The sequence below is a fragment of the Variovorax sp. V118 genome (assembly GCF_041154445.1).
Lineage (GTDB): Bacteria > Pseudomonadota > Gammaproteobacteria > Burkholderiales > Burkholderiaceae_C > Variovorax > Variovorax boronicumulans.
The window spans coordinates 4016747-4037856 of the sequence record NZ_AP028663.1 but is presented as its reverse complement, the minus strand read 5'-3'; the positions used below and the strand labels follow the sequence as shown (position 1 = coordinate 4037856).

Sequence of the window (21110 nt, the reverse complement as noted above, 5' to 3'; positions counted from 1 at the left end):
AGGAGCACGTCCATGGGTTACGGAAACTATTCGCATGCCGCCCACGCGGCCATCGTGGCCGACCGCGCCGCCAAGTCCGGCAGCGAGGTCTTCACGCAGACCGCCACGCACGCGCTCATGAACCCGCAGGGGCTCAAGGTGCGCGAGTCGCGCGACAACGCCGACCATCCGAACTCGCTGGGCATCGCCTTTGCGCTCGACGTCACCGGCTCGATGGGCGACATCCCGCAGACCCTGGCGCGGCGCGAGCTGCCGACCTTCATGAAGCTGCTGACGGACTGCGGCGTGGCCGACCCCCAGCTGCTCTTCATGGCCATCGGCGACGCCACCTCCGACCAGGCGCCGCTGCAGGTGGGCCAGTTCGAATCGACCGCCAACCTCATGGACCAGTGGCTCACCTGGAGCTACCTCGAAGGCGGCGGCGGGGGCAGCGGCGAAGAAAGCTACGAGCTCGCCTTCTACGTCATGGCGCAGCACACCGACATGGACTGCTGGGTCAAGCGCAAGAAGCGCGGCTACCTGTTCGTCACGGGCGACGAGCTGCCGTACCCGGCCGTGTCGCGCCACCAGGTCGAAGGCCTCATCGGCGAGAAGCTCGACGAGGACATTCCCATCGAGGAAGTCATCGCCGCCGCGGCCGAGACCACGCACCTGTTCTTTTTGATCCCCGACGCGCAACGCCGCCGCCGCTGCGAGCCGCGCTGGCGCGAGCTGCTCGGCGATCACGTGATCTGCATGGACTCGCCCGACGACGCCTGCGCCGTGGCCGCGGGCATCGTTGCGCTCACCGAGAAGGCCGTGCCCAGCCTCGACGCGCTGGCCGGCGTGATGGCCGCCACCGGCATGGCCAAGGAGCGCGTGGGCGGCGTGCTGCACGCGCTCGACGGCTACGCCGCGCTGCTCGACCCGACCGCACCGCGCCGCGCCACGCCGGCCGCCGGTCACGGGGCGCGCAGCTCGTGGTGGAAGCGGCTCTTCGGCTGACTGTTTGCCATTGAGCTCCACGCGCTACGTCTCGCTGCTCGGCCTCGGCTTCGGCGACTGCGGCAAGGGCCGCTTCACCGACTTCCTGTGCGACGCCTGGGGCGCGCACACCGTGGTGCGCTTCAACGGCGGCGCGCAGGCCGGCCACAACGTGGTGCTGGCCGACGGCCGCCACCACACCTTCTCGCAGTTCGGCGCGGGCAGCTTCCACGCCGGCGTGGCGACCGTGCTCGCCAGCCCGGTGGTGGTGCACCCGACGGCGTTGCGCGTCGAGGCCGAGGTGCTGCAGCGCGCGGGCGTGTCTGACGCTTTTGCGCGCCTGTTCATCGATGCGCGCTGCCGCGTGACCACGCCTTTCCATCAGGCTGCTGGCCGCCTGCGCGAATGGGCACGCGGCACCGCTGCGCACGGCAGCTGCGGCGTCGGCGTGGGCGAGACCGTGCGGCAGGCGCTGGCCGCGCCTGAAATGACGCTGCACTACGGCGACCTTGTTCACCCCGCGCGCACGCTCGACAAACTCGAAGCCCTGCGCCTCGCGCTGCACCGCGAGTTCGCGAACGCGCTGCCTTCGTCGGCCGAGGCCGCGCAAGAGCTGGCCGTGCTCGCCGACGCGTCACTCGCACAACGCTGGCTCGACGCCGTGCAGCCCTGCCTGCGCCAGTCGCCGCCCGCGAGCGCCGACGCCATCGGCGAACGGCTCGCGCGTGCCGGCACCGTGCTGTTCGAAGGCGCGCAGGGCGTGCTGCTCGACGAGTGGCGCGGCTTTCATCCGCACACGACCTGGAGCACCGTCTCCACCGCCGCCGTCGAGGCGGTGCTTCGCGATGCGGGCATCGCGGCGCCCGTGCAGCACCTGGGCGTGCTGCGCAGTCACCTCACGCGGCACGGCGCCGGTCCGCTGCCCACGCACGACCGCGCGCTCGATGCGCGGCTGGCCGAGCCGCACAACGCCGACGACGGATGGCAGGGCGCGTTCCGCCGTGGCCACCCCGACGCGGTGCTGTTGCGCTACGCACTCGCCGCCGCCGGGCCGCTCGACGGGCTGCTCGCCAGCCACCTCGATGCGGTCACGCGTGCCGATCTGCGCTGGTGCACCGGCTACCGCAGCGCCGACGGCCACACGCTGTCGTCGTTGCCGCTGAGCGACGCACCCGACCTCGACCACCAGCACGCGCTCACCCGCCTGCTGGAGGGCGCCCAGCCCCTGTACGACCCGCAACCCGTCGCCAGCGCCCCCGAGTGGGTGCGGCGCGTGGAAGCCCTCAGCGGCCTGCCCGTGCGCTTCGGCGCGTTCGGCCCGGTGCGCGAGGCCGTCCGCGCGCGCGACCTGCTGCTCTGATCTCCTGAGAAAGCCCGCGTGACCCCCAACCTCTTCCTGATCGCCGGTGCCGTGCTGAGCGCCATCGCCGCGCTCTTGCACATCTGCGTCATCTTCGGCGGCCCGGCCTGGTACCGCTTCTTCGGCGCAGGCGAGCGCATGGCCGCGAGCGCCGAGGCCGGCCACCTGTACCCCGTGGCCGTCACGCTGGTCATCGCCGGCATGCTGGGCGTGTGGGCCGCCTACGCGCTGGCTGGTGCCGGCGTGTTGCAGCCGCTGCCGCTGCAGGCGCTGGTGCTGCCTGCCATCACCGCCGTGTACCTGCTGCGCGGCCTTGTCGCCGTCGCGATGTGGCTGTTCGACCGGCGCCGCCTCAGTGCTTTCTGGGTGTGGAGCTCGCTCGTGTGCTTCGTGTACGGCGTGGTGCACCTCGTCGGGCTCGTGCAGGTCTGGGACACGCTCTGACGACCTGGCCGCTGCGGCACTCAAGCAGAATCAGAACCGACAAGCTTCTCTCCGTTTTCCTTCCCCCACGACACACACCATGACCACTCCCGAAGACATCTACACCGAACCCCCGGCCGACCCCGACACGCTCGCCAACCTCGGCCCGCTGCGGCCGATGGCGGGCATCTGGGAGGGCACGAAGGGCGTCGACGTCAAGCCGAAGAAAGACGGCCCGAAGACGCAGGTCTACGTGGAGCACTACGAACTGGAGCCCATCGACGCGCAGACCAACGGCCCGCAGCTGCTGTACGGCCTGCGCTACCACACCTACATCCACAAGCCCGGCCTCACGAAGATGTACCACGACCAGGTCGGCTACTGGCTGTGGGAGCCGGCCACCAGCACCGTGTTCCTCACGCTGGCCATTCCGCGCGGGCAGGTGGCCATGGCCAGCGGCCACGTGAAGCCCGGCGACACCGAGTTCACGCTCAGCGCCGAGCACGGCAGCCTGGTGAACGGCATCGTGTCGAACCCGTTCCTGGAGCGTGCCTTCACCACGGTGGCGTGGAACATCACGGTGAAGATCAACGCCGACGGCACCTGGTCGTACGACCAGGACACCGTGATGCAGATCCTGGGCCAGGCCGAGCCCTTCCATCACACCGACCGCAACACGCTCACGCGCGTCGGCGAGCCGGGGCTCAATCCGCTGGCGATGACGGCGGCGGCCTGAGGCCGTTCAGTCGGCGGGCGGCTTCGGCGTGCGCAGGCGCCGCAGCCGCACGGTGAGCTCCTTCACCAGCTGAAGCTCCCCGCGCCGCTGCGCCACCTCCAGCGCCTGTGCGAACGAGGCTTCGGCCTTCGCGGCGTCGCCGAGCGCCAGCCCGAGCAGGCCCTGCAGCCGCCACGCGGCGGTGAACTCGGGGTCGAAGGCCAGCGCCTTCTCGACATGCATCAGCGCCGTGGGCGCGTCGTCGCGCCGGTGGTGCACCAGCGCCAGGCTCATGCGCAGCAGGGCGCCGTCGCGGCCGGCGGCCAGCAGGCGCTCGAGCGCCTCGGGGGAGGGGCCGGGTGGGGTGGTGGCGGTGTTCATGGCATTCGTTCGACCTTCCTTGAGGGACTTTGAGCGCCGGCCGGCGGCTGTGTCAATATCAAAGAATAATCTTTGATATTTAAAAACGCAGGCGCTCCGATGAATCTCCCTACCTCCGTCTGGCTGTTCCAGTCCCTCCACGCGCTGGGCATGGCGCTGTGGCTGTCGATTGCCGTGCGCAACAACTGGCGCGGCTTTGCGGGCTCCGCGTTCGCGGTCGGCGGCACGATGTCGATGGCGCCGTTGCGCGTCGACCCTGCCATCGACACGCCCTTGCTCACGCGCGCCATCCGCTCGGTGGCGCTGCACCGCGCGGCGCTGGGCGTGGTGTTGGCACTGCAGTTGGCGGCGGCGCTGGCGTTCTGGGCCGGCAGCGCGATGCTGGTGGTCGGCGGCGACCTGTCGGCCGCACGGCCGTGGCTCAACCTGGGGCTGGCCGGCTTTGCTGCCTTCCTCTTCGCGATGCACCTGGGCGGCCTGTGGTTCGGCTACTGGATACGGCAGGAGGGCCTGCAGCTCACGCACCTCGTGCTGCTCCTGTGGGTGCTGGCGGCGTTCTTCCTGTTCAACCTGTCATGGCATTGATGCCGCCTTCGTCCTACGCGCGCGGTGAGGCCACGCCCACAGCCCGCACGTCGCGCTGCACTCACCATCGGTGCCCATGAACAGAGTGATTCTTGCGTTCCTGGGTGGGGTTGCCTGCGCCGCCGCTGTGGTGGCCATCGCAGAGCCCGTGAGAGTGCCCGTCGACAGCGACGACAAGGGCACGGCCTACATCGCGCCCAATGTGAACTCCACCGAAACCTCGGCCCGCACGAACGGCGCCACGGTCGGCGTGCAGCGCCCCGACGGCAGCGCCCTCGAAGCCGGCACCGACACGTCTGGCAAGCGGCCCACCTATTCGGTCGGTGCCAAGACCGGCGGCGACGTTTCCTTCTCGGGCGGCGCGCATTCGGACGGCAAGGCCAACACCGGCGTGAAGGCCGGCATCACCATCAAGTACTGACCTTCAGCGCGGGTGTCAGACCATCGTCGCGTAGACGATGAAGCCCTCGTGCTTTGCCATCTTGTCGTAGAGCATCCGCCCCGCCGCATTGGTCGTGTGCGTCTGCCAGTACACGCGGTGTGCACCCGCGCGTCGCACCTGTTCGTACACGCCCTCGATCAACTGCCGGCCCACGCCCTGGCCGCGTTCGGACGATTGCGTGAACAGGTCCTGCAGGTAGCAGTTGGGCTCGATGCGCGTCGTGCTGCGGTGGAACAGGTAGTGCACCAGCCCCACCAACTGCCCCTCGCGCTCGGCCACCAGCGCATGCACCGGCTCGTACGGATCGAAGAAGCGCTGCCACGTGACCTGCGTGATCGCCTCGGGCAGGGCCGTGGGGCCCTCGCGGCCGTAGAAGGCGTTGTAGCCGTCCCAGAGCGGCTTCCAGGCGGCGAAGTCGTCGGGCGTGGGTGGGCGGATCAGGAGCGCGGGCGTGGTCATGAACTCAGGGGGCCTTTCCATTGGGCACGGGTGTGTTGCGCGCCACGATGGCGGCGTTGACGGGACAGGCCGGCAGCGCCACCGGCACCGCCGCGGGCATGGGTTCGGGCACCGGCCCCATCGATTTTTCGAGAAAGTCGAGCATCGCGCGCATCGCCGCGCTGTTGTGGCGGCGCTGCGAGTACGCGGCATACAGCCAGTGCTCGTGCGGCATGTGGTCGCGCAGCACAGGCACCAGCGCGCCGCGCTCCAGGTGCGACTGCGCCAGCGGCTCGGGCACGTAGGCCACGCCCACGCCGCGCAGCGCCAGCTCGATCAGCGCCACCGCGTCGTTGGCCTCCATGCGGCTGTGCACCGCCACGTCGTGCGGCTGGCCGTCGGTCTCGAACGGCAGGTGCGTGGTGGGCATCGGCGAATAGCTCAGCACGTCGTGGCGCGCCATGTCCTCGGGCACCTGCGGAATGCCGCGCTGCGCCCAGTAGGCGGGCGACGCGCACACCACCATGTCGAAGCGCACCAGCCGGCGCACGATCAGGTTCATGTCGTCGATGCGTCCGCCCGTCAGGTGGATGTCGATGCCTTCCTCGATCAAGTCGATGTCGTGGTTGGTGAAATTCAGGCTCACGTACACGTCGGGGTAGAGCTTGATGAACTCCGCGATCACGTCCGAAAGCCAGCCCGCGATGAGCCCGTGCGGCGCGCTCATGCGAAGGCGCCCGCGCGGGTGCGAGCCGTGCGCCTGCAGGTCGTTGAGCGTGTTCTCGGCCATCGTCACCAGCTCGGTGCTGCGCTCCAGCAGCACCTCGCCCGCGTCGGTGAGGCTCAGGGAGCGGGTCGAGCGGTTGAGCAGGCGCACGCCGCTGCGCGCTTCCAGCTCGGCCACATAGCGGCTGACCGTCGCCTTGGACATACCCAGCGACAGGGCCGCGCGGGAGAAGCTGCGCCGGAACGCGACTTCGCGGAACGTTTTGATGAGATCGAGACCATCCATAGATCGGCGCATTGTTCCAGCATCGGGGGAGGGGGCACGGGTCGTAGGGGCATCCCGGTTTTGCGCTGCGAAGGGGGTGGGGGTGCGTGGCTATACTGCCGCCCGTTGCGCCTGAGGAGGCGCGGCCGGGCTTGGACTCCCGAAGCACCTCTGCGCTCACCTCTTGGAGGCCATGATGGCGCTCGTTCCCTTGCTCCCCGAATCCTCGGCGACTCTCTGCGCCGAATCGCTCGCCCTTCAGGCCTGCGACGACCTCGACAGCTTTCACATGGTGCGCCGCGCGTATGCGTGCATCGAGAAGCTCATCGTGCCGCAACACGTGAACGACACCGACGATGTGTACCCGACGCGCACCGAACTCGGCGCGCTCGTGCGGCTGGTCAATGAAGAGCTGCAGCGGCGCATCGAAACGGCGGAGACCACGCTGCAGTCGCTGAGTGCTGCCGTGGGCGATGCCCAGCGGGGCTGACGGCTCAGGCGGGGCGCTCGCCGTTTTCCGCCGGGGGTTGCTGTTGTCGCTGCTGTAGCGTCGTTGAGATGCCGTAGAGCGCCAGCATGCCGAGCACGTGCCCGATGGCAACGCCCGGCTCCCCCGATTCGATCCGCGCGATCGTCTGGACGTGAACGCCCAGGCGCGCGGCAGCAGCGGCCTGGCCCTCGCCAGCCGTTGTGCGTGCCAGCTTGGCGGCAGCACCGAACGCCTTGATCGCTTCGATCGCGTCGTCTCCGATGTCGGAAGAAATTCGTTTTCCTTGGGCCATGGGGCGATTGTCACTTCTTGCCGGGCAGGTACGGTCGACCACGAATGAACGCAGAGGAGGTCGCTTTGGTGGGCGTTCCTACAATGCACGACCATCATGCTCACCGGCGCCTCGATGAAGCTTCTCAGTGCTTGCGAATACGCCATGGGTGTCTCCATGGGCGATCTGGTTGTCTTTCCTGACCCGGAAGGTCGCAACTTCATTGCGAACCCTGACCTTCAAGCAGCGCTGGTTGCCTTCGGTGTGAAGGTCGACATCATTGCCCTCTACGAACAGTTCTTCAAAGAGCCTCGCCTCGGCCTCGGCGATGTCCATGCTTTCCAGAGCAGCACAACCGAACTCAATGTGTTCGTCATCGACATGTATCAGGACAGAGTCAACCAGGTTGACTTCGTTGCGATCGCCTTTCGGTGCGATGGCTCGATAGCTCCGACCGTCGGAAAGCACCTGAGAGCTTTCTTTGACGCCGCCTCCGTCCAGGCTGGATATGAAGAGGCGAATTGCCTGCCTCGGTTCAGGGAGTTGTTCGACCCCACGCAATACCCACGAGTGATTCAGGAAACTGACTACATGCAACAGTTCCACCTTCGACGCTGTGGTTGAGGCAGTTCATGGCTGGACGCCGATACTGAATTCCTTGCACGAGCATCAAGGCCACCCATGCACTCACGAGCGGTCTCTTTCGGTTTCGCATGCACGCTATTGACCTTCGGCGCTTCGTCCTTCGCGTGCTCGCCCCCCAGCGACCCAGCCCGTCGAGCCGAATTCTTCGAGAGTCTCAAGGGCCGCTACAGATTCTGGGCAGTCGTTCTCGGAGAAGAGTCCGTCGCGACAAAGGCGGAGCCCTTGCGACCTGCGGCGACGATGACCGGTCTGCGCGTTCGGATCTTGGAAAGCGCGTACGCAGCGCTTTCCGTGTCGAAAGAGTTCACCTTCGTCGAAGCGGCAATTGGATCGGCTTGTGAGCCGGACTACCGCTCTCTTTCGATCCTCAAATACCCGTCGGAACAGAGGTGCAGCTGGGCTCTGAGGACCTCGTTGGCATCCGTGTGTTGGGCTTCTCGCGTGCCGCAGCTCGGCAATGCCCTGAGGCTGCTCTGGCCATGAACACAAAGACTCGCATCGACGGTGAGATTGAATGGGTCGCGATGCCAAAAGCCATACCAACTGGTTACAGCGGCTGTCGGTATTCGTGGTCTCGCTTCACCGGCAGCCGGGCTCCCATGACATCTGACTCCACCAGTCATTTCCTGAATGGACGTCTGCAATGGCTTCGAACGCCGGAGATGTTGTGTACCTACGAAGCCGGCGCCCTTGTCGCAGCGAAGTCATTCAGCGCGCATATCTGTCCAACGTCGGAAGCCATTGCGTCAGAACGTTGGCGGCTTAATGGAGCCGCAGCAAGCCTGAACAGCCCATGATCCTGGACTTCATCTCCCTCAGTCGATCGCTTGTCGAGGACGCATGGAACAACCCCGACAAGTGGGAAGCCAACCTTGCCTCTGCGCAAGCGTTGCTCTCGAAGGCGCTCATTGAATCTCCTGGCAATGTCCTTGCCCTGACGTGCTTGGGCGCCGTGCTTTCCGATCAAGGCAAGCACAAAGAGGCTGCATCCGCCCTGCAGCGTGCAGTCGAACTCGGCTCCACCGATCGGAACACTTTCTTCAACCTCGGCGTCGCAACGATGAACTTCGGCACGCGCGCGAAAGCGATGTCTGCATTCCGTGGGGCCGAAGGGCTCCAGGCTTCGCCACTGTCGTGGCCGGCATACTTTGATGCGCAGGCCCATTGAGCACCCTCCCACCCCAAGCAAGGAGACCCGCATGAGAACGCTGAAAATCATGGCGCACATCTCGCTGGATGGCGTGATCCAGACCTCGGGCGAAGATGGTTTTCCCTACGCGGACTGGACCACGCCCTACCGCAGCCGCGCCGGCCGGGATGAGGTGCTCGCCGCGCATGGCGGGCGCTTCGATCTGCTGCTCGGGCGTCGCACCTACGACATGTGGTCGGACTACTGGCCCAAGGCACCGAGCAGCGCGATGGCAGACGGCCTGAATGCAGCGACCAAGCATGTCGTGACCCACCGTCCCGAAAGCCTTTCGTGGGGCCCGTTCGAAAGCGTGGGGCCGGACGTCGTCGAGGGCGTTCGCCGCATCAAGTCGCAGGCTGGCCCGAACCTGATTCTCTGGGGCAGCTCCACGCTGACATCGACACTGCTTGAGCACGGCCTGGTGGATGACGTCGTGCTGCTCGTCTATCCGGTGCTGCTGGGCGCGGGAAAGCGCTTCTTCGCACAGGGCACTCCACCACGCGCCTTCGAGCTTGTCACCACGAAAGCAATGCCATCGGGCATCCTCCTCAGCGCCTACAAGGTCGTCGGCCCTTTGAAGGCCGGGTAGTCGAACCGCGAAACTTCGCGAGCGAAATCACAAGGAACATCTTGATCCACCGCATCCGCACGGCCCTCGCGGCCTGCACCTTGGGCGCCGCGGCACTGGCCGTTTCCGCGCAGGTCAACATCGGCTTCATCGGCACGCTCTCCGGCCCCGGGGCCGCGCTCGGGCAGGAGCAGTACGACGGCTTCATGCTGGCGGTCGAGCAGCGCCAAGGCATGCTCGGCGGTGTTCCCGTGGCGGTCCTCAAGGAAGACGACCAGCACAACCCCGAGCGCGGGGCGCAGCTGGTGCAGAACCTGATCGAGAAGGACAAGGTCAGCTTCGTCACCGGCGTGACCTTCTCCGACGTGATGATGGCCATGGCCAAGCCGATGGCCCGGGCGGGCATGCTGTTCGTCGGCTCGAATGCCGGCCCCGCGCCGATCGCCGGCAAGCAGTGCAATACCCGGTTCGTCTTCGCCTCGTACCAGGACGAGTACCAGGCCGGGATCGTGGGACGCTACGCCGTCGACAAGGGCTACTGGAAGACGCTGTTCATTGCGTCCGACAACGCAGCGGGCAAAGACCAGCTGCGCGGCTTCAAGCGCTATTACTCGGGCGAGGTGGTGAGCGAGATCAACGTCAAGCCCGACCAGACCGATTACGCGGCGGCGCTGGCGCAGATCCAGCGCGTGGCGCCCGATGCGGTGGTGGCGTTCCTGCCGGGCGACATGGGCGTGAACTTCATCCAGCAGATGAACCGCTCGGGCCTGCTGGGCAAGGTGCCCTTGCTGACCGTGGGCACGGTCGATGGCACGACGCTGCCGCTGCTCAAGGATGCCGCGCTTGGTGTGGTGGCCGGCGCGGTCTGGGGCCCCGACCTGCCGAGTCCGACGAGCAAGGCTTTTGTTGCCGCCTTCGAAAAGAAGCACGGGCGCATCCCCTCGCAGTACGCGGCGCAAGGTTTCGATGCGGCGCTCCTGATCGACAGCGCGTTGAAGGAGACCAAGGGCTCCGTTGCCGATCGCGGTGCCTTGCGCAACGCACTCAACGCGGCCGATTTTGCGTCGGTGCGCAGCGGCTTCAAGTTCCTGCGCAACGGGTTCCCGGTGCAGGACGGGCACATCTTCGTGGTCGCGAAGGATGCGCAGGGCCGCACATCGCTGAAGCGGATCGCCACGCCGCTGGAGGCGAATCCGGATGGGTACTGGAACGAGTGTCGGTAGGGGAGGCGGCCGGGACATGTCGCTCGCCGGGTCTTCGGCTCGCGCGGTGCGAGCCGGAAGACCCGGCGGTTCCTCTCAGACTCAGGGCGCCAGGGTGAGCTTGAAGATCTGGTTGCCGTTGGAGGCGCCCACGTAGACGCTGCCGTCATTGGCCACCGCCACGCCGATCGGGAAGTTGAACGCGATCGCCGCGCCGGTGCTGTCGCGCAGCGTGCTGATCTCGCCCGCAGGCGTGACCACGCGCGCCACGCCGTCCCAGGCATGGGTCAGGAACACGTTGTCGTGCGCATCCACCGTCACGCCGTAGGAGAAGCCGAGCCGGGCTGGCGTGGCGGAGGTTCCGTCGACCACGCCGCCGTTGGCGCAATCGCCCAGCGGCGTGCTCACCGTGGCGCTGGCCACGTCGATCTTGCGCAGGCACAGGCTGTCGGTGTCCGTGTCGTACAGCGTGCGGCCATCGCGGCTGATCGCCAGGCCCTGCGGGCGCGCAAACTGGGCGGCGGTGCCGACCCCGTCCAGGTTGGCCTGCGTGCCGTCGCCCGCGAGCGTGCTCGTGGTGCCATCGGGTGCGACCTTGCGCACGCGCTTGTTGCCCAGGTCCGCCACGAACAGGTTGCCTGCACCGTCGAGCGCGATGCTGGCGGGGTTGTCGAACATCGGCGTGGCCGGGCTGTCGGCATAGCCGCTGCTGGTGTCGCCGACCCAGGTGCTGTAGGTGGTGGCGTTGGGGGCGATCTTGTTGATGCGGTGCTGGTCGCTCACGTACAGGGTGCCGTCGGCTGCCAGTGCCAGGCCATACGGCGTATTCATGGTCGACCCCGGCGTGACTTCGGCGCCGGTGCCGCTGGCCGTGTCGATGCGGTAGACCGAGCCGTTGCCGCCCATGGCCACGTAGAGGTTCGCGCCGCTGGCGTCCAGGACGAGCTGGTAGGGGCGGTTGTAGGTCACGCCGGTGGTCGCCAGCACGGTGGCGACCCAGGGCTTCACGGTCAACGTGGCGGCATGGCTGGTCACGCTGCCGTTGCCGCCGGTCACCTGCACGCGCAGCTGCTGGCCGCTGTCGGCCAGCTGGCCGGCGGCGGTGGTGAAGCTGTCGCCGGTGGCGCCTGCGACGTCGCTCCAGCTGGCGCCGCCATCGACGCTGCGCTGCCACTGGTAGGCGGTGGCGTGCACGGCCTGCACCTTCAGCGTGGCGGCCACGCCCTGGCCCACGGTGGTGTCCGATGGCTGCGTGGTGATGGCGGGCGTGGTGTCTTCCGGCGCGGGGGCGGGCGGCGGTGTGTCCTGGGCTGCAGGGGCCGGTGCAGGGGCGACGGCGAAGCCGGGGAAACCGCCGCCTCCGCCGCCGCCCCCACCGCAAGCCGCGAGCACGAGGTTCATCACCATCAGCGCGGCAGGTGCGCGCCATGCACGAAGAACGGGACGAGAGGTAGTCATGAGGGGCCTTCCTTTTTTCAAGTGGAGTGAGAGAGAAGGCCTCCACGGTAGGGTCGGCAATACCCGCAATCCAGTGTCGAAGGTCATCGACACCCCGCAAAAAAAAGTGCTCAGGCGCGCATGCCGGCGTGCGTTGCATCGTGCCCGGTCAGCGATGCCAGGGTCTGCAGCAGCCGGTCGGCCGCCACAGGCTTGAGCAGCACCTGCAGCCCCGATTCGCGCATCTGCTGCTGCCGCTGCGGCGCGGTTTCGCCGGTGATCAACAGCGCCTGCAGGCCGGGGCCGAAGCGCGCGCACAGCCGCTGCGCGGCGGCCAGCCCGTCGCCGCCGTCGGCCAGCCGCACGTCGCACAGCAGCACCTCGACAGGGGCGCTTGCGTGCGCGGCCTGCGCGAGCACGGCCTCGGCTTCGGCCTCGCTGGCCACGGCGTCGATGCGCACGCCGTGGGCCTGCAGCAGCCCGGTGACGGCCTGGCGGATCGCGGCTTCGTCGTCGATGAGCAGCACGCGCTGCGGCAACGGCAAGGCAGCGTCCGGGCGCACGGCGAGCGGCGCGACGCCCGAAGCCGACACCGCCGGCAGCACCAGGCGAAAGCGGCTGCCGTGGTCCAGGCGCGAGCGCACCTGCAGCGGGTGCGCCATCAGGCGCGAGAGCCGGTGCACGATGGACAGGCCGATGCCCAGCCCCTGCGCGCGGTCGCGCCCCGGATTCCCGACCTGGTAGAACTCGTCGAAGATGCGGCCCAGGTGCTCGTGCGGGATGCCGATGCCGGTGTCGCAGACGTCGATCCACACCAGCGGCCCGCGTGCACGGGCGGCCACCACCACGCCGCCGCGCACCGTGTACTTGAGCGCGTTGTCCACGAGGTTGGACAGCAGCCGCTGCAGCAGCTGCGGGTCGCTCAGCACCCAGCACGGCGTGGCGCGCAATCGCAATTGCAGGTCGCGGTCGGCCGCCTGGGCCGCGAACACATTGTTGAGCGCAAGGAACAGCGGGTTGAGTTCCACAGGGCGGATCTGTGGCGACACCTCGCCGGCGTCCAGCCGCGAGATGTCGAGCAGGGTGTCCAGCGAATCGCCGAGCGTTCCGACCGCATCCATCAGCCGCGCCGCGTGGTTCCATTCGTCGCTGCCCTGGAGCTTCTTCTCGATGACGGCGCCGAACAGCGCGATGGCGTGCAGGGGCTGGCGCAGGTCGTGGCTGGCCGCGGCAAGGAAGCGCGTCTTCTCCTCGCTGGCGCGCTGGGTCGCGGCAATCTGGTGGCTCAGCTGCTCGGCCAGCGCCTCCTTCTCGAAACGCATGGTCAGTGCGGCGGTCAGCAGCCGATGGTGCTGCAGCGCGAAGATGATCATGACGCCCATGTACAGCAGGCAGCCGGTGGCCAGGAACAGGTGCACGGTATCGCCGCGCCAGGCCAGCGCCAGGGTCAGGCTCGCCATGCTGGGCACGATGAAGCGGGGGATGTTGCGCTTGAGAACGGCCAGCGACAGCGCACCGCCGGCGCAGCCGCCCATCATCATGACGATGACCATGACCCACAGCCCGAGGTTGCGCCCCGGCGGCACGCACAGCCAGGGCGCCAGGCCCCAGACGCAGGAGCGCATGAGCACGTTGCGCGCATTGAAGCGGGCCCAGTACTCGGGGTGGGCCGCCGCATCGGGGCTGCGCTGGTAGCGCCGGTACGCGCGTCGCAGGGTCAGTGCCAGGTGCAGCGCCATCCACAGCAGCACCTGCCAGCGCCGCGTGGCTACGAACAGGCCGATGCCCAGCGTCTGCGCCGTGAGGAAGTCCGCGAGGTAGGCGGCCGGCGCGTTGGCATGCACCGTGGCCACCTGCTCGCGCAGCACGCGCTGCGCCAGCGCGGGCGGATGCAGCTCGGTCATCGCAGGCATGCGGGCATCGCCATGTCGAAGGCCGCACCGTGCGCGGGCGTCACCTCAGGCTGCTGATGAGCTGGGCCCGCGAGCGCATGCCGAACAGCAGCAACAGGGTGGACACGTGGTTCTTGACCGTGCCCTCGGTCAGGCGCGACAGCTGGGCGATCTCCTTGTTCGACTTGCCGGCCAGCAGCCAGTCGAGGATCTCGACCTGGCGCGCATTGAGCTGCGGCTGCAACTCGGCCACGGCCGCCTTCGCGTGCACGGGGGCGGGTGCGTCCGCCAGGGGCCGGGCCGGCAGGCCGACCAGGTCGTTGTCGCGCACGTAGCGCAGCACCTCGCCCAGGTGCCCGGTCTTGGGCAGGAAGGCCTGCGCGCCGAGCGCCATCGCGCCCTGCATCAGCGCATGGCTGTCCTTGCCCGAGAGCACGACCACGCGCGATGCGGGAAAGGCGCGCTTGAAGCGCACGAGGGTGTCCAGCCCCTGCGCGTCGGGCAGGTCGAGGTCGAGCAGCACCAGGAAGTGCGACGCCAGATGGAGCTCGTACAGGTGCAGTGCGTCGGCCAGCGAGCGCGCCTCGTACACCGGCACGCTGCCGGTCTCCGCCAGCAGCAGCGCCCGCAGGCCCAGGCGCACCAGCTCGTGGTCATCGACCACCAGGATGCCTCGCGCGGGGATGGCAATGCCGGCCTCGCTGCGCAACGGCGCGGCATGCGACGGCTGTGGTGTGGCAGTGGCCATGGTCCGGGCATGGTAGTGCGGACACCAGCGAACCTGAAATGACCAAAGTCATGACGCACGCCGCATTCGCGAAGGGAAAAGACATACGCACAAAGGCATATGCCTTGCCGGCCGACCGGCTACAGTCGGTCGGGACCGACCTGCGCAGCGCCTGTTGCAGGCGTTCAGAAACCAGCCTCCTTCCTCCTGGCCACTGACGGGAGACAACCCGCCCATGCAATCGACCGGAACCCTGCGCGGCATCGCCGCGATGCTGTTGGCCTGCGCCTTCTTCGCCTGCATGGACGCGCTGCTCAAGACCCTGGCCGGGCACTACCCGCCAGTGCAGGTGATGGCGCTGCGCGGTCTCACGGCGCTGCCGCTGGTGTGCGTGTACATCGCCTGGCGGCGCGAGGCGGCCGGCGTTTTCAACCGCCGGCTGCGCTGGCGCCTGCACCTGCTGCGCACGGCGCTGAACATGACGATGCTGGTGCTCTTCGTGCACGGCCTGAAGACCCTGGGCCTGGCCGAGGCCTACACGCTCACGTTCATCGCGCCGCTGCTGATGGTGCTCATCGCCGTGCCGATGCTGGGCGAATCGGTCCAGCCGCGGCACTGGATCGCCATCGGGCTGGGCTTCGTCGGCGTGGTGGTGGCGCTGCGGCCCGAGCAGGGGGCCTTCCTCTCGACGGGCGCGCTGGCGATCCTGGTGGCGGCCGTCTGCTATGCGCTGTCGAACATGCTGGGCCGGCTCATCAGCCGCACCGAGCCGAGCGCTGCACTGGTCTTCTGGACCACGGCGGGCATGGCTGTCGGCGGCAGCCTGCTCGCGGCGCCGCAATGGGTGCCGCTGCAGGCCGGGCACGCGTGGGCGCTGGCGGGTCTGGCCCTCAGCGGCTTCCTGGGCCAGCTGGCCATCGCCGAGGCCTTCCGCCACGGCCAGGCCGCGGCCATCGCGCCCTTCGAATACAGCGCGCTCGCGTGGGCGCTCGTGATGGACTGGGTGTTCTGGCAGGCCGCACCCGATGCATGGACGCTGGGCGGCGGGGCGTTGATTGTCGCGAGCGGACTGTGGCTGGCGCGAAGCGAGGCGCCGAGGTCCGCACAGAAAAGGCAGAAGGCCGCCTGAGCCGCTAGAGTCGGCCAGAAGCAGCCACGTGCACAAGACTTTCAATGCCTCGAACCACTTCCGAGATCGCCCACGACATCGCCAACTTCGCACCGCCGGAGGATGGCAGCTGGCGCCACCTGGACTCGCTTCTGGATGAACTCTGGCGGGCAGGCAGTCCGGAACAAGCCATGCCCGAAATGCTGAGCGTCTTCGAGCGCTACCCCGAGGAAGACGGCTACGGGGTCATGTGGACCATCGTTCACGGATTGGAGAGCTTGCCGAACTACCAGCCTGAGCTTCTTCGCTCCCTCGCGCGACAGCCCAGCGAACTCGGCATCGCCATGGTCGGGCGCATCCTGAACGTCGGCACGACGGAGATCGGCGGCGTCTCATTGCTGCAGACGCTGCACGATCTGGCGAACACGGCGGCCTCTTCGTACCTCAGGGAAGAGGCGCTCCGCGTGGCGTCGCGACCGCGCTGAACGTCCGCCGTGAGGTGCACCTGATCGGCGGGGGCGTCGTCTGGTCCGTGGTCGCCGAAAACGCCCTCAAACCTTGCGGGCATGGCCGCCGTCAAGAACCTAGAACTGCTTCGGCGCAGCGTCGACCCAGAAGAGGGGCCAGGATCACGCCAGGGTGCGCGACCACGGCATGCAAGCCTTCGATCGTTCCCACGGGGCCGCAAAGCGGCTTGCCGTCGGCCGTCATGGGCCGCTGCGCGGCGTGGATGGAAAGCAGCGGTGGTGCCGCCGCGATCCCGAACAGCTGCGCAATGGCGTCGCCGGTTCGCGCGGCAAGGGCAGGCAGGCCGCGCTCGCCGTCGTCCGGGCAGTCGGCCGCAGACACGAGGCCGCCGCCCAGGGCGGGGCGCAGCTCCAGGTCCTGCGCGCAAACCAGGTGACGAAGGCCGTGTGCCTGCGCACCGAACCGGATCAGCACCGCGGGCGACGCATGGACCGGCAGGTCGACGCCGACCGTCGAGGCCAGCGTGCAGGCGCCGTGGCCGTTGGTGAGCACCACGATGTCGGCAGAAAGTGGGTGCCCGTCGATCACGACACCGGTGACCCGATGGCCCGTGGCTTCGATTGCTTCCACCGTGCCCTGGCGGACACAGGCTCCGGCAGCCTGCGCTGCTGCCAGCAGTTGGCGTGCAAGGGCGGCCGGTTCCAATGCGAAGTCGTCGGGTGCCCAGGCCGCGAGCGGCGGTGGGTCTGCCAGCATCGGTTCCATTTCGGCGACCTGGTGGCGGGCGAGTCCTTCCATGCGTGTGCCGGCGGCTCGATGTTCGGCAATCATGGCGGCCGTTTCGTCTTCCGTAGAGCACCACAGAAGCGCGCCGCGCGCTGCGATCGGCAACGGGCCGAGTTCGCGCGCGAGACGGGAAAACTCTTCCAGCGCCTTCAGTCTCTGGGCGAAGGCTTCCGGGTTGTCGGAAGGCGTGCTCGCGCTGGCACCGACCCATCCGAAAGACGACGCGGTCGCAGAGAAGAGATCGTCAGGGGCGCGTTCAACCAACGTAACCGCGGCACCTGCCTTGGTCAGATGCCACGCAGCCGACGCCCCCATGAGGCCGCCGCCCACCACGATGACCTGGGCTCTGCGCTTCACGAAGCAGGGGTGCCTGATGACCGGGCCAGCACAGGCGCCTCATGCCGCGAGGCCACTTCCGGCTGGCCATCGAGCGTGGCCCGCGCCTTGGCAAAGCAATCCACGTCGGCCGGCAAGGCCACGCCGCTTTGGGCGGAGCGGGTCCAGATGTGGCTCGTGAGTTCGACCGCGTTGGGATCGTCATAGCACCCGCGCGAGATGGCGCGCACATCGGGCCAACGCTCGAAGGTCAGGCCCATCGTCGTGCCGCACGAGGGGCAGAAATGAACGAAAACCTGCTTGTGGCTGCCGTCCGATCGGTGCGCGTACTGCCGCAGTTCGCCTTCGTTGAACTGCACGGCGTCCATCGGAAAAAGCGACTCGGCGTAGAAGGACGTGCCGGTCATGCGCTGGCAGAACGTGCAATGGCACGCGAACGTGCGCAGCGGCGGCTGGGTCGTGCTGAATCGGACCTTGCCGCAGAGGCAACCCCCTTCAAGTACAGCTGGCATACGGCACCCGGAAAAAAGAGGGGATTCTGCCCCCTCGATCGACGGCGTTCGATGCAGCTGCGCGAACCGGGCGCTCAGGCCAGCCCCAGCTCCTTGGCCTCGGCTTCGTAGTGGGGGTACGACGCCTTCATCGTCGCGCCGTTGAGGATCATCTCGGCCACGAGGGTGCGCGACGGCATCTCGTAGACCTTGGTGCGCACCCACACGGACTCGGTGCGCGCGCTCTCGCTCAGCGCGATGATCTCGCGCTCCAGTTCGTAGTCCTGGTCGACGAAGAGCGGGCCCTTGATCAGGCGAATCTCCTGCCCGGCGAACAGGCCCACGGCCGGCTTGCGGCCATTCAGTTGCGCCTCGGCGCTGGTGGAGCCGAGCAGCACGCTGATCATCTCGGTCGGGATGATGGCCCGGCCCCACGGCGAGCGCTTGCCGCCTTCGGCCGTGTACCAGTCGCAGGGCTCGGTGATGACCTTGAGCTTGTCGGCGAGCGTGAAGGGGTAGTGGTCGCCCATGTGCTGGTCGAAGCCCATGCGGATCTTCTCGACGACCGCGCCGCGCTGGCCCACGCGCAGGTCGCGGTTGATGACCAGGCCCTGGGGCGGGCGCAGCTTCGCGATGCGCTGGGGCAGCTCGTGCGGGTGTTGGCCGGCATCGCCCACCGACGCGGTGCCGGTCAGCACCGGCGTGCCGTCGGCCTTCTCGGCGCGCAGGCGCACGAAGGTGGCGCCGGGCGTGGGCAGGTCGACAAAGGCGCGCACCGACTCGCCCTCGACCACCATGTTCTGGTAGTGGGCGCTGATGCAGCCGGTTTCGAACCAGGCCTGTCCGAACACATGGAAGAGCAGGGGATCGAACTGGCTGAAGTGCGTCGGCCCTTCGATCGGCCCGGCGCGCAGGCCCAGCGTTTCCGCCGTCGCGTCGTCGTGGATGGACTTGTGGTCGTCGTAGGTCTGGTCGGCCAGCATCTGGCGCGGCTGGCGCAGCGGGCCGCACAGGCCCAGGGCGGTGGTGGTGAAAGGCGAGGTCATGGGGGAGGGCTCCGTGTAGCCGGCGGCGGGCGCCAGTCGAGTTCGCGATGATGGCAAAGTCTCCGCGCCGCGCCTGTCGCCTAGGGAACGCCTGATGCGGCCGGCCACACAGTCACTGGCGGTCGGCGCACGGAAGATGCATCGGTCGTCCTTGCATGACGGTCCGGGTGGTCGCCTGCCTCATTGCGCCTCGACGCCCAGCTCGCGCATCCGCCTGGTGATCACGTTGAACTCCTCCTTGTACGACACCGCGAACTGCTCGGGCGTGCTGTTCATCACCTCGAAGCCACGGCCCACGAACAGCTGGCTGACGTCGGGCGAGCCGACGATGGCGCGCACTTCTCGGGCCAGCTTGTCGACGATGGGCTGTGGCGTCCGGGCCGGCGCCAGCAGCCCGATCCAGACGTTGGTGTCGTAGAGCGGGTCCTTGAAGCCCAGTTCGTTCATGGTCGGAACCTGCGGGAGCGTGCTGGAGCGCTGGCGCCCCAGCACGGCCAGCGGCACGACCTTGCCCGTCGGCACATGCTGCATCGCGCTGGGCACCGACGACAGGCCGAGGTCGATGGTGCCCGACAGCAGGTCGGTCACCACGGGCCCTTCGCCGCGTTGCGGCACATGCACCATGCCTGCATTCAGGCCGCGGTTGAGGCTCTCGCCGGCCAGGTGGCCCAGCCCGCCGACGCCCCAGGACCCGTAGCTCAGTTTCGCGCCGCCCTTGGCCACCTTGGCCTTCAGGTCTTCGATGCTCCTGATGCCGGTGCCGGGGTGCGTGGAGATCAGCGCCGGGCTGCGCACCACCTGCGTGACGCCGACGAAGTCCTTCTGCGGGTCGTACGCCAGGGTCTTGAACAGCGCCGTGTTGTTGATCTGCGAATCGGTGATGGTCATCAGCAGCGTGTAGCCGTCGGGCTTGGCGCGGCCGACTTCGCCGGCGCCGATGGCGCCTGCCGCGCCCGCCTTGTTGTCGACCACCACCGGCTGCCCCATTGATTTCGACAGGCGATCGCCCAGGGTGCGTGCCACGAAGTCGGTCGCGCCGCCGGCGGCGTAGGGCACGACGAGGCGGATCGGCCGCGAGGGGTAGCTCTCCTGCGCGGCGATGGGCAGGGCCAGCGTGATCGCTGCACAGGCGGCCGTCATTTTCTTGAACATGGTTGTCTCCAGTGGTGGGGTTGAGTTGTCTGCTTGTTATTGGGGGGAATGTCAGAGATCGAGAACGAGCACGGCGCTGCGTGCGCGAGACACACAGGGCAGGATGCAGGTGTGGCTGTCGCGCTCTTCGTCGCTGAGCACGAAGTCGCGGTGATCCGCCTCGCCCTCGAGCAGCGGCACCTCGCAGCTGCGGCACATGCCTTCGCGGCACGAGAAGGGAACGCTGACGTTGGCGCCTTCCAGGGCATCGAGCAGGCTCTGCCGCGGTGCGACCTCGATCCTCTGGCCGCTGCGATGCAGCACCACGGTGAAGGCGCCGGCCGGCGCTGCGGGCGTGGCGGGTTCCGGCGGTGCGAAGCGTTCGAAATGGGTGGCCGCCTTGTCGATGCCGACAACGCCTGCGGCCGCGCCGACCGCGTTCATCAGCCCTTCGGGGCCGCAGCAGTAGAGGTGGGCGCCTGGGGCCGCACCCGCCAGCCAGCCCGCCAGATCGGGTGGCGTGCCCGCCGCTTCCTGGTCCACGTGCAGCTGCACGCGGTCATGGTGGCGCGCCAATGTCCACGCATAGGCGGCACGGGCCCGCGTGCGCACGCAGTACAGCAGCTTCCAGGGCCTGGCGTGGGCCTCGCACCAGAGGATCATGCTCAGGATGGGCGTGATGCCGATGCCCCCGGCCACGAACACGTGCTCGGTGGCGGCCGGGTCGATGCCGAACAGGGCGCGCGGTGCGCCCACCTCGAGCACATCGCCCACGGCAAGGCGCTGGTGAACGAAGGCCGAGCCGCCGCGCGAGGCTGGCGCCAGGCCCACACCGAGCACGTAGCGGTGGCGCTCCAGCGGCGAGTTGGCCAGCGAATACTGTCGGCGGATGTCGCCGGGCAGCAGCAGGTCCACATGGGCGCCCGAGGTGAAGGGCGGCAGCACGGTGCCGTCCTGCGCACGCAATTCCAAGCCGAGCACATCCTGCGCCTCGTGCGTGAGGCGGGTGACGAGGAGCTTCATGG

General features: G+C 68.2%; 25 protein-coding genes. 13 read left to right on the top strand and 12 right to left on the bottom strand.

All coding sequences use genetic code 11. The annotated features are described in order from the left end of the window. Positions 1-12 precede the first annotated feature (12 nt). The 4 genes from ACAM52_RS18785 (at position 13) to ACAM52_RS18770 (ending at position 3482) form a co-directional block, all read left to right on the top strand. Positions 13-984, top strand: a complete 972-nt coding sequence (locus ACAM52_RS18785) for a hypothetical protein (RefSeq protein ID WP_095946792.1) — start codon at positions 13-15, stop codon at positions 982-984. Between the two features lie 10 nt (positions 985-994). After that, the gene (locus tag ACAM52_RS18780; protein ID WP_369644261.1) at positions 995-2323 is read left to right on the top strand and encodes an adenylosuccinate synthetase; all 1329 of its coding nucleotides are present in this window, start codon (positions 995-997) and stop codon (positions 2321-2323) included. 18 nt (positions 2324-2341) lie between these two features. Further along, the gene (locus ACAM52_RS18775; protein WP_095946794.1) at positions 2342-2767 is read left to right on the top strand and encodes a hypothetical protein; all 426 of its coding nucleotides are present in this window, start codon (positions 2342-2344) and stop codon (positions 2765-2767) included. A 79-nt stretch (positions 2768-2846) separates the two neighbouring features. Further along, positions 2847-3482 (top strand): FABP family protein, encoded by a 636-nt coding sequence (locus ACAM52_RS18770; RefSeq protein ID WP_369644260.1) that lies wholly within the window; start codon positions 2847-2849, stop codon positions 3480-3482. A gap of 6 nt (positions 3483-3488) precedes the next feature. On the opposite strand, the gene ACAM52_RS18765 is transcribed toward ACAM52_RS18770, so the two are convergent. After that, entirely contained in the window at positions 3489-3842 is a 354-nt protein-coding gene (locus ACAM52_RS18765; protein WP_369644259.1) for a hypothetical protein, read from the bottom strand. A gap of 99 nt (positions 3843-3941) precedes the next feature. On the opposite strand from ACAM52_RS18765, the gene ACAM52_RS18760 reads away from it, so the two are divergent. Both ACAM52_RS18760 and ACAM52_RS18755 read left to right on the top strand, forming a co-directional pair. Next, complete coding sequence (locus ACAM52_RS18760) at positions 3942-4427, top strand: DUF2165 family protein (protein WP_369644258.1); 486 nt, start codon at positions 3942-3944, stop codon at positions 4425-4427. 76 nt (positions 4428-4503) lie between these two features. Further along, positions 4504-4848: a hypothetical protein gene (locus ACAM52_RS18755; protein ID WP_139701940.1), complete on the top strand. Its 345-nt coding sequence runs from the start codon at positions 4504-4506 to the stop codon at positions 4846-4848. A gap of 15 nt (positions 4849-4863) precedes the next feature. Here the strand turns inward: ACAM52_RS18755 and ACAM52_RS18750 are convergent, their stop codons facing one another. Both ACAM52_RS18750 and ACAM52_RS18745 read right to left on the bottom strand, forming a co-directional pair. Further along, a complete protein-coding gene (locus ACAM52_RS18750) occupies positions 4864-5328 on the bottom strand; it encodes a GNAT family N-acetyltransferase (RefSeq protein WP_095744240.1) in 465 nt (154 codons plus the stop codon). A 4-nt stretch (positions 5329-5332) separates the two neighbouring features. Then, on the bottom strand, positions 5333-6319 hold the full coding sequence (locus ACAM52_RS18745; protein WP_369644257.1) for a LysR substrate-binding domain-containing protein: 987 nt from the start codon (positions 6317-6319) through the stop codon (positions 5333-5335). 175 nt (positions 6320-6494) lie between these two features. Between ACAM52_RS18745 and ACAM52_RS18740 the strand changes: the two genes are divergently transcribed. After that, positions 6495-6788, top strand: a complete 294-nt coding sequence (locus ACAM52_RS18740; RefSeq protein ID WP_369644256.1) for a hypothetical protein — start codon at positions 6495-6497, stop codon at positions 6786-6788. A gap of 4 nt (positions 6789-6792) precedes the next feature. Here the strand turns inward: ACAM52_RS18740 and ACAM52_RS18735 are convergent, their stop codons facing one another. Then, a complete protein-coding gene (locus ACAM52_RS18735) occupies positions 6793-7080 on the bottom strand; it encodes a helix-turn-helix domain-containing protein (protein ID WP_369644255.1) in 288 nt (95 codons plus the stop codon). Positions 7081-7176: 96 nt separating this feature from the next. Between ACAM52_RS18735 and ACAM52_RS18730 the strand changes: the two genes are divergently transcribed. The 4 genes from ACAM52_RS18730 (at position 7177) to ACAM52_RS18715 (ending at position 10684) form a co-directional block, all read left to right on the top strand. Further along, entirely contained in the window at positions 7177-7683 is a 507-nt protein-coding gene (locus ACAM52_RS18730) for a hypothetical protein (protein ID WP_369644254.1), read from the top strand. Between the two features lie 814 nt (positions 7684-8497). After that, positions 8498-8872 (top strand): tetratricopeptide repeat protein, encoded by a 375-nt coding sequence (locus ACAM52_RS18725; protein ID WP_369644253.1) that lies wholly within the window; start codon positions 8498-8500, stop codon positions 8870-8872. A gap of 31 nt (positions 8873-8903) precedes the next feature. After that, a complete protein-coding gene (locus tag ACAM52_RS18720; protein WP_354347552.1) occupies positions 8904-9482 on the top strand; it encodes a dihydrofolate reductase family protein in 579 nt (192 codons plus the stop codon). Positions 9483-9523: 41 nt separating this feature from the next. Beyond that, a complete protein-coding gene (locus ACAM52_RS18715) occupies positions 9524-10684 on the top strand; it encodes an ABC transporter substrate-binding protein (protein WP_369644252.1) in 1161 nt (386 codons plus the stop codon). Positions 10685-10765: 81 nt separating this feature from the next. Here the strand turns inward: ACAM52_RS18715 and ACAM52_RS18710 are convergent, their stop codons facing one another. The 3 genes from ACAM52_RS18710 to ACAM52_RS18700 form a co-directional block, all read right to left on the bottom strand. After that, positions 10766-12121, bottom strand: coding sequence for a hypothetical protein (locus ACAM52_RS18710; RefSeq protein ID WP_159277928.1), 1356 nt, complete (start codon positions 12119-12121; stop codon positions 10766-10768). Positions 12122-12231: 110 nt separating this feature from the next. After that, a complete protein-coding gene (locus ACAM52_RS18705) occupies positions 12232-14013 on the bottom strand; it encodes a hybrid sensor histidine kinase/response regulator (protein ID WP_062468998.1) in 1782 nt (593 codons plus the stop codon). Between the two features lie 40 nt (positions 14014-14053). Continuing rightward, positions 14054-14740: a response regulator transcription factor gene (locus ACAM52_RS18700; RefSeq protein WP_070061758.1), complete on the bottom strand. Its 687-nt coding sequence runs from the start codon at positions 14738-14740 to the stop codon at positions 14054-14056. A gap of 214 nt (positions 14741-14954) precedes the next feature. On the opposite strand from ACAM52_RS18700, the gene ACAM52_RS18695 reads away from it, so the two are divergent. Together ACAM52_RS18695 and ACAM52_RS18690 are read left to right on the top strand one after the other, a co-directional pair. Then, a complete protein-coding gene (locus tag ACAM52_RS18695; RefSeq protein ID WP_369644251.1) occupies positions 14955-15848 on the top strand; it encodes a DMT family transporter in 894 nt (297 codons plus the stop codon). A 44-nt stretch (positions 15849-15892) separates the two neighbouring features. Continuing rightward, positions 15893-16312, top strand: a complete 420-nt coding sequence (locus tag ACAM52_RS18690; RefSeq protein WP_369644250.1) for a hypothetical protein — start codon at positions 15893-15895, stop codon at positions 16310-16312. 91 nt (positions 16313-16403) lie between these two features. Here ACAM52_RS18690 and ACAM52_RS18685 read toward each other — a convergent pair whose 3' ends face one another. The 5 genes from ACAM52_RS18685 to ACAM52_RS18665 all read right to left on the bottom strand — a co-directional run bounded on the left by ACAM52_RS18685 (position 16404) and on the right by ACAM52_RS18665 (position 21108). Next, positions 16404-17438, bottom strand: coding sequence for an NAD(P)/FAD-dependent oxidoreductase (locus ACAM52_RS18685; protein ID WP_369644249.1), 1035 nt, complete (start codon positions 17436-17438; stop codon positions 16404-16406). After that, entirely contained in the window at positions 17435-17824 is a 390-nt protein-coding gene (locus ACAM52_RS18680) for a GFA family protein (RefSeq protein WP_369644248.1), read from the bottom strand. Before ACAM52_RS18680 ends, ACAM52_RS18685 begins: the two co-directional genes overlap by 4 nt. A 179-nt stretch (positions 17825-18003) precedes the next feature. Then, the gene (locus ACAM52_RS18675) at positions 18004-18954 is read right to left on the bottom strand and encodes a hypothetical protein (RefSeq protein WP_369644247.1); all 951 of its coding nucleotides are present in this window, start codon (positions 18952-18954) and stop codon (positions 18004-18006) included. Between the two features lie 180 nt (positions 18955-19134). Beyond that, on the bottom strand, positions 19135-20106 hold the full coding sequence (locus ACAM52_RS18670; RefSeq protein ID WP_369644246.1) for a Bug family tripartite tricarboxylate transporter substrate binding protein: 972 nt from the start codon (positions 20104-20106) through the stop codon (positions 19135-19137). Positions 20107-20157: 51 nt separating this feature from the next. Then, entirely contained in the window at positions 20158-21108 is a 951-nt protein-coding gene (locus ACAM52_RS18665; protein ID WP_369644245.1) for a 2Fe-2S iron-sulfur cluster-binding protein, read from the bottom strand. Positions 21109-21110 lie beyond the last annotated feature (2 nt).